The sequence below is a fragment of the Streptomyces sp. NPDC059851 genome (assembly GCF_042732005.1).
GTDB lineage: Bacteria > Actinomycetota > Actinomycetes > Streptomycetales > Streptomycetaceae > Streptomyces.
The window spans coordinates 80,986-87,789 of sequence record NZ_JBHWJJ010000021.1 but is presented as its reverse complement, the minus strand read 5'-3'; the positions used below and the strand labels follow the sequence as shown (position 1 = coordinate 87,789).

General features: G+C 73.1%; 7 protein-coding genes. 4 read left to right on the top strand and 3 right to left on the bottom strand.

Features of this window, described 5'->3' with window-relative positions; all coding sequences use genetic code 11:
• Positions 1-135: 135 nt before the first annotated feature.
• On the bottom strand, positions 136-675 hold the full coding sequence (locus ACFV7Q_RS10435; RefSeq protein ID WP_385426288.1) for a carboxymuconolactone decarboxylase family protein: 540 nt from the start codon (positions 673-675) through the stop codon (positions 136-138).
• A gap of 46 nt (positions 676-721) precedes the next feature.
• Here ACFV7Q_RS10435 and ACFV7Q_RS10430 point away from each other — a divergent pair, with 46 nt between their 5' ends.
• Positions 722-2,122, top strand: coding sequence for a PLP-dependent aminotransferase family protein (locus tag ACFV7Q_RS10430; protein WP_385426286.1), 1,401 nt, complete (start codon positions 722-724; stop codon positions 2,120-2,122).
• 111 nt (positions 2,123-2,233) lie between these two features.
• Here the strand turns inward: ACFV7Q_RS10430 and ACFV7Q_RS10425 are convergent, their stop codons facing one another.
• Positions 2,234-3,082 (bottom strand): hypothetical protein, encoded by an 849-nt coding sequence (locus tag ACFV7Q_RS10425; RefSeq protein ID WP_385426312.1) that lies wholly within the window; start codon positions 3,080-3,082, stop codon positions 2,234-2,236.
• A 97-nt stretch (positions 3,083-3,179) separates the two neighbouring features.
• On the opposite strand from ACFV7Q_RS10425, the gene ACFV7Q_RS10420 reads away from it, so the two are divergent.
• From ACFV7Q_RS10420 to ACFV7Q_RS10410, 3 genes are read left to right on the top strand one after another with little or no spacing between them, the layout of a single operon-like run.
• Entirely contained in the window at positions 3,180-3,479 is a 300-nt protein-coding gene (locus tag ACFV7Q_RS10420) for a hypothetical protein (RefSeq protein ID WP_385426283.1), read from the top strand.
• A 4-nt stretch (positions 3,480-3,483) separates the two neighbouring features.
• Positions 3,484-4,674: a glutathionylspermidine synthase family protein gene (locus ACFV7Q_RS10415; RefSeq protein WP_385426280.1), complete on the top strand. Its 1,191-nt coding sequence runs from the start codon at positions 3,484-3,486 to the stop codon at positions 4,672-4,674.
• 35 nt (positions 4,675-4,709) lie between these two features.
• The gene (locus tag ACFV7Q_RS10410) at positions 4,710-5,324 is read left to right on the top strand and encodes a hypothetical protein (RefSeq protein WP_385426278.1); all 615 of its coding nucleotides are present in this window, start codon (positions 4,710-4,712) and stop codon (positions 5,322-5,324) included.
• A 91-nt stretch (positions 5,325-5,415) separates the two neighbouring features.
• Here ACFV7Q_RS10410 and rocD read toward each other — a convergent pair whose 3' ends face one another.
• On the bottom strand, positions 5,416-6,624 hold the full coding sequence (rocD, locus tag ACFV7Q_RS10405; protein ID WP_385426275.1) for an ornithine--oxo-acid transaminase: 1,209 nt from the start codon (positions 6,622-6,624) through the stop codon (positions 5,416-5,418).
• Positions 6,625-6,804 lie beyond the last annotated feature (180 nt).

Sequence of the window (6,804 nt, the reverse complement as noted above, 5' to 3'; positions counted from 1 at the left end):
TTGGTTTTTTTTTTTGTGGGTTTTGTTTTTTTGGGGGTGGGGGGGGTTTTTTTTTTTCCTCCGGCGGGGGGCCCGCGCCCCCGGGGCGCCCCCGCCCCCCCCGCCCGTTCCCCCGTTCCCCCGTTCCGGGCGTCCTCAGCGGTGCTTGCCGGGGGTGTAGTGGCCGGGGACCATGCGGGTGGTGACGGCGAAGCGGTTCCACACGTTGATCGTCGCGATCACGGCGATCAGCTGGGCGAGCTCCTTCTCCTCGAAGTGCTTCGCCGCCTTCTCGTACACCTCGTCCGGCACGAAACCTCCCCCAGACTTCGTCTGGGAGGTGCCCCCAGCCAGGACGGTCACGGCTTCGGTCAGTTCGATCGCGGCGATCTCCTTCTCCGTGTAGAAGTGCCGCGACTCCTCCCAGGCGCTGAGCTGGACGATCCGCTGCACGCTCTCGCCCCCGGCGAGCGCGTCCTTGGTGTGCATGTCGAGGCAGAACGCGCAGTGGTTGAGCTGCGAGGCCCGGATCTTGACCAGCTCCAGCAGGACCGGGTCCATCCCCTTGCGGGTGGCCATCTCCAGGTTGAGGACGGCCTTGTAGATGTCCGGCACCTGCTGCGCCAGGTTCATGCGCGGGGTGTGCTCGTGGGCGTGGGCGGTACCGGCTTCGTCCGTGTGTTCGTGAGTGGTCATGACCTCACCCTACGGAGCAGGCGGCCCGCCGATATGGTCCATCTCCATGACGGAATCCTGGGCCACTTTCGGGGCCGACCTGCATCTGGACCTCTCCGCCGGACGCGGCCTGCGGGCCGGTCTCACCGAGGCCTTACGCGAGGCCGCGCGCAGCGGCCGGCTCGCGCCCGGGACCCGGCTGCCGTCCTCGCGTTCCCTCGCCGCCGACCTCGGCATCGCGCGCAACACGGTCGCGGAGGCGTACGCCGAGCTCGTCGCCGAGGGCTGGCTGACGGCCCGCCAGGGGTCGGGCACCCGGGTCGCGGAACGCGCGCGGCCCCGCCGGTCCGCGGCGGCGGCCGCCCGCGTCCGTCCCCCGGCGCGGCGGGGCCCCGCGTACAGCCTGCTGGCCGGCACCCCGGACCTGGGCGGATTCCCGCGCGCCGCCTGGCTGTCGGCGGCCCGTCGGGCGCTGACGGACGCCCCGAACGAGGCCTTCGGCTACGCGCTGGACCCGCGCGGCCGGGTCGAGCTGCGCGAGGCGTTGGCCGGCTACCTGGCGCGGGCGCGCGGGGTGTACGCGGACCCGGACCGGATCGTGCTGTGCTCCGGCTTCGCGCACGCGCTGTCGCTGCTGGCACGGGTGCTGCGGGCCCGTCGGGTACGGGAGGTGGCGGTGGAGGGGTACGGCCTGGACGCGCACCGCGAGCTGCTGACCGGGGCGGGGCTGCGTACGGTTCCGCTGGCGCTGGACGGGGCGGGCGCGTGCACCCCCGAGCTGTCCTCGGGCGAGGCGGGGGCGGTGCTGCTCACGCCGGCCCACCAGTTCCCGACCGGGGTGGCGCTGACCGCGGCCCGGCGGGCGGCGGCCGTCGACTGGGCCCGGACCACGGGCGGGCTCATCCTGGAGGACGACTACGACGGGGAGTTCCGCTACGACCGCCAGCAGGTCGGCGCCCTGCAGGGGCTGGACCCGGACCGGGTGGTGTACCTCGGCACGGCGAGCAAGTCCCTGGCGCCGGGACTGCGCATGGCCTGGATGGTGGTGCCGGCGGGGCTGCTGGAGGAGGTCCTCGCGGTGCGGGGGCGGTTCGACTGGACGTCGAGCGCCCTGGACCAGCTGACCCTGGCGGAGTTCATCCGCTCGGGGGCGTACGACCGCCACGTGCGCGGCATGCGGCTGCGCTACCGGCGCCGCCGGGACGAACTGCTGGCGGCGGTGCCGGGCCGGGTCGCCGTCTCGGGCATCGCAGCGGGCCTGCACGCGGTGCTGGACCTCCCGGCGGGGACGCAGGACGCGGTGCTGCGGGCGGCGGCCTGGCACGACCTGGCCCTGGAAACCCTGTCCCGCCACGCGCACCCGGACTGGGCGGTGCCGCCGCGGGAGGCCCTGGTCGTCGGCTACGGCACCCCGCCGACGAGCGCATGGTCCGCGTCCCTCGCGGCCCTGGTCGCCACCCTGTCCTGACGGTCAGCCCCGAGCACCTTCCTCACGGCCCTTGCCGCCGGACCGCCCTGACGGACCGTCCGGCGACCCGCGCCGGCCGCTCCGCCCCGACCGGCCGACCTCCGGCCCTCGCTACGGGCCGGCCCCCCGATCCGGATCCGGGCCGGGCGACGGGAGTTCGCCGAAGCGGGCCAGGGCCAGGGAGCCGGCCACCGCGACCACGAAGCCGAGGACCGCCAGCCATGCCGAGCCCTCGCGGGTGCGGTCCCCGAGCCAGACGACCCCGACCACCGCCGGGCCGACCGTCTCGCCGAGCACCATCCCCGCCGTGGCCGCCGTGACCGAGCCGCGTTGCAGGGCCGAGGTCAGCAGCAGGAAGGCGGCACCTCCGCCGAGCAGGAGCGCGTACGGGGCGGGGTTGAGCAGTTCGGCGGGGGAGAAGCCGTCGACGAGGCGGACGGCCACCTCCACCACCCCGAACCCGGTCCCGGAGGCCAGTCCCAGGACCAGCGCCCGCGGCCGGTCCGGCAGGCCGCCGCACAGCGCGCCGACGGCCAGCACCCCACCGGCGGTCAGCAGCAGGCCCAGCTCCAACGCGAACGACCCCTGCCCGGAGCCTTCCGGGCCCGCGGACAGCCCCAGCATCGCGAGCCCCGCGCACACCACCCCCACGGCGGACCACTCCGCCGCGCTCAGCCGCATCCGCAGCAGCCGCGCCGCGACCACCGCCGTCACCGCGAGGCTCCCCGCCAGGGCGGCGCCCACCACGTAGATCGGGATGTGCCGCAGCGCCACGATCTGGAGCACGAACCCCACGGCGTCCAGCCCCAGACCGGCCAGATAGCGCCACTGGCGCAGGGCGCGCAACAGCAGTGCGGTGTCCACGCCGGAACCGGACCCGGGCTCGACCGATCGTGCGCCGACCGCCTGGAAGACCGACGCCGTGCCGAAGCAGACCGCCGCTCCGAGCGCGCAAACCATACCGATCAGCACGAATCGACTCTAGATCATGGAGTCTCGGTGACGGTTTCGACGGCCGGATTCCATCCCTTCGATGCCCCGTTCTAGTCTGTCGGCCATGGACAGCAGCAGTAGCAGCACCACTCGACGCATGCGTTCCGGCGGCGTCGCCCTCGGCGGCATGGGCCTGCTCGCCGCAGCCCTCGTCGCCTGCGGCAGCAGCAGCGAGCCCGACAAGCGCTGTGCCGACCGCGTGACCCTGGAGAAGCTCAACACCAAGGAGTGCAAGAGCGGCGGCCGCGGTTCGTACTACTACGGCGGCAGCGTCACCAACAACAGGGTCCACGGCGGAAGCTTCGACAAGTCGGCCGTCAAGACCGGCGGCATCGGCGGCGGCTCCAGCTCCAGCGGGGGCTGAGCTCGTGCAGCGCCACACCATCGAGCCCCGGCAGGACTGGCAACGGACCGTCGAGGAGCAGGGGCTCATCTACCCCCTCACCCGGTACCCCGACGACTCCCTGCGCCCGTACTGGGACGAGAGCGCGTACTACTCCTTCTCGCTCCCCGAGGTCGAGGCGCTGGAGAACGTCGTCGAGGAACTGCACGCCATGTGCCTGGCCGCGGCCGCGCACATCGTCGAGCACGACCGCTTCGCCGACCTCGGCATCACCGACCCCGGGCTCGCCGCGCTCATCGCCGAGTCCTGGCGGCGCCGCGCCGAACAGCCCTCCCTGTACGGCCGCTTCGACCTGCGGTACGACGGCTCCGGCAGCCCCGCCAAGATGCTGGAGTACAACGCCGACACCCCCACCTCCCTGGTGGAGGCGGCCAGCCCGCAGTGGTTCTGGATGGAGGAGCGCTTCCCCGGCGCCGACCAGTGGAACTCCCTGCACGAGCGGCTCGTCGACGCCTGGCGCCGGCAGGCGGAGCTCCTGCCGCCCGGCCCGGTGCACTTCGCGCACTCCGAGGCCGACGAGCTCGGCGAGGACCTGATGACGGTGGCCTACCTCCAGGAGACCGCCGAACAGGCGGGCCTGGCCACCGAGGCGCTGTCCGTCGAGCAGATCGGCTGGGACACCCTCTCGGGCCGGTTCGTCGACCAGAACCTGCGGTTCATCCGCGGCATCTTCAAGCTCTACCCGTGGGAGTGGCTGGCCACCGACGAGTTCGGCCCGTACGTCCTGGACACCTACGACCAGGGCGGCGGCTCCGGCACCACCTGCTGGATCGAGCCGCTGTGGAAGATGCTGCTGTCCAACAAGGCGCTGCTGGCGATCCTGTGGGAGCTCTTCCCGGAGCACCCCAACCTGCTGCCCGCCTACCTCGACGGCCCCCGCGAGCTGGCGGAGACCACCGGGTTCGCCGCGAAGCCACTGCTGGGCCGCGAGGGCGCCGGCGTCAGCCTGCACGTTCCGGGCGGTGAGCCGTTCACCCCGGCCGAGGGCGAGCGGTACGTCTACCAGGGGCTGGCCCCGCTGCCCGACTTCGACGGCAATCGGGTCGTGCTCGGCGCATGGGTCGTCGAGGAGGAGGCCGCGGGCCTCGGCATCCGCGAGTCGGCGGGCCCGGTCACGGACGAGTACGCCCGCTTCATCCCGCACGTCATCCAGTAGCCAGGGGTTCTTCGGGCCCCGGCTAACCTCGCTGCATGGGCACGGACATCACGGTTCTGGCCGTCGACTGGGCACATCTCATGGGGATTCCGCCGGACGATCGGCTCACGGTGCTGCAGCAGTCGGCGTACCCGGACGACGACGGTGACGACCCGGTCGTCGACGCGGGCTGGGTGTGGCCGGCCGAACGGGACAGGTCCTGGCTGGGCCGGTACGAGTTCGCCGGCACGCTCGGCTCGTACGAGCCGCACTTCTGGGCCGCAGAGGCCTGGGAGGACGTCCGGGCCGTCGCCGACCCCGTGCTGCGGGCGGCCCTGGACGCGTTCCTGAGCACTCTGATCTGGCCGGGGCCCGACCCCGAGACGGATGCCGAGCACGTGGATCCCGGGCTGTTCCCCTCCCCGGCCCCGCTGTGGCGGTCGGGGCCGCTCATAGCCCGCGGTCCGGACGCCGTGGCCCGTCTGAGCCGCTGCTGGCAGGAGACCGCGGCCGCCCTGCCGCGCCTGCGCGAGCCGTACGAACGCCTCGCCGCCGGCCCCGGGCGGTGGATCGAGGATTTCGATGAGTTCACCCGGCTGCTGTCGGGCTGGGCGGAGGTGGTCCTGGAGGCCGAGCGGCGACGGTGGGGGCTGGTCGGACTGCCGCTCTGACGGGTCCCGGGCGGGCGGGGCCGGACGCCTTCCGCCCCTCCCGGCGGACGCGGCGGAACGCCGCGCCGCGCCCGCCGGTGCGGTCCGTCCGTCAGCCGGCGGCGAGGACCGAGCGCAGCTGGTCCAGCCCCCAGTCCAGGTCCTCCTTGCTGATCACCAGTGGCGGGGCGATGCGGATCGTGGCGCCGTGGGTGTCCTTGACCAGGACGCCCCGCTCCATCAGGCGCTGCGAGACCTCCCGGCCCGTTCCGTGGCCGGGCTCGATGTCCACGCCGGCCCACAGGCCGCGGCCGCGCACGGCGGTCACCGCGCCCCCGCCGACCAGCAGGTTCAGCTCCCGGTGCAGGTGGTCGCCGAGTTCGGCGGCACGCTGCTGGTACTCGCCCGTCCGCAGCATCGCGATGACCTCCAGGGCGACCGCGCAGGCCAGCGGGTTCCCGCCGAAGGTGGAGCCGTGCTCGCCGGGCTTGAAGACGCCGAGCACGTCCCGGTCGGCGACGACGGCCGAGACCGGCACCACGCCGCCGCCGAGGGCCTTGCCGAGGACGTAGACGTCCGGCACGACCTCCTCGTGGTCGCAGGCGAAGGTCCGGCCCGTGCGCCCCAGGCCCGACTGGATCTCGTCCGCCATGAACAGGACGTTCCGCTCGCGCGTGAGCTCCCGTACGCCCTGCAGGTAGCCGGGCGGCGGCACCAGCACCCCGGCCTCGCCCTGGATCGGCTCCAGCAGGACGGCCACCGTGTTCGAGGTGACGGCGTGGGCGAGGGCGGTGAGGTCCCCGTACGGGACGATCTCGAACCCCGGGGTGTACGGCCCGAAGTGGTCGCGGGCCTCGTGGTCGGTGGAGAAGCTCACGATGGTCGTCGTACGGCCGTGGAAGTTGTCGGAGGCGACCACGATCTTGGCGTGGCCGTCCGGCACGCCCTTGACCTCGTACCCCCACTTCCGGGCGGTCTTCACCGCCGTCTCCACGGCCTCCGCGCCCGTGTTCATCGGCAGCACCATGTCCTTGCCGCACAGTTCGGTGATGGCGGTGCAGAAGTCGGCGAACCTGTCGTGGTGGAAGGCCCGCGAGGTGAGGGTCACCCGCTCCAGCTGTGCCCGCGCCGCATCGATCAGACGGCGGTTGCCGTGGCCGAAGTTGAGCGCCGAGTAGCCCGCGAGCATGTCGAGGAAGCGGCGGCCCTCGACGTCGGTCATCCACGCGCCCTCCGCGGTCGCCACGACGACGGGCAGCGGGTGGTAGTTGTGGGCGCTGTGCGCCTCGGCGGAGGCGATGGCATCAGCAGTGGTCGACACGGGGTCTCCGATCGTCGGTCAGCGGGCCGGATGGGGTGACAGGGTGGTGCCACCTTGTATACGGCTATACGTCGCTCGTATGCCGGACGCGGAAACCTTTCCGGGGGCGCGCCCGCTAAGGTTGGCGGTACGCACGGCGACTGGCGCACGGAGAACGAACTCCGGGGGAGTCGTGCGCGC

What these genes read in the sequence shown, in the direction of transcription:
- ACFV7Q_RS10435 (WP_385426288.1), bottom strand. Translation starts at nt 675, where the DNA reads ATGACCACTCACGAACACACGGACGAAGCCGGTACCGCCCACGCCCAC.
- ACFV7Q_RS10410 (WP_385426278.1), top strand. Translation starts at nt 4,710, where the DNA reads ATGGGCACGGACATCACGGTTCTGGCCGTCGACTGGGCACATCTCATG.
- ACFV7Q_RS10425 (WP_385426312.1), bottom strand. Translation starts at nt 3,082, where the DNA reads ATGGTTTGCGCGCTCGGAGCGGCGGTCTGCTTCGGCACGGCGTCGGTC.
- ACFV7Q_RS10430 (WP_385426286.1), top strand. Translation starts at nt 722, where the DNA reads ATGACGGAATCCTGGGCCACTTTCGGGGCCGACCTGCATCTGGACCTC.
- ACFV7Q_RS10420 (WP_385426283.1), top strand. Translation starts at nt 3,180, where the DNA reads ATGGACAGCAGCAGTAGCAGCACCACTCGACGCATGCGTTCCGGCGGC.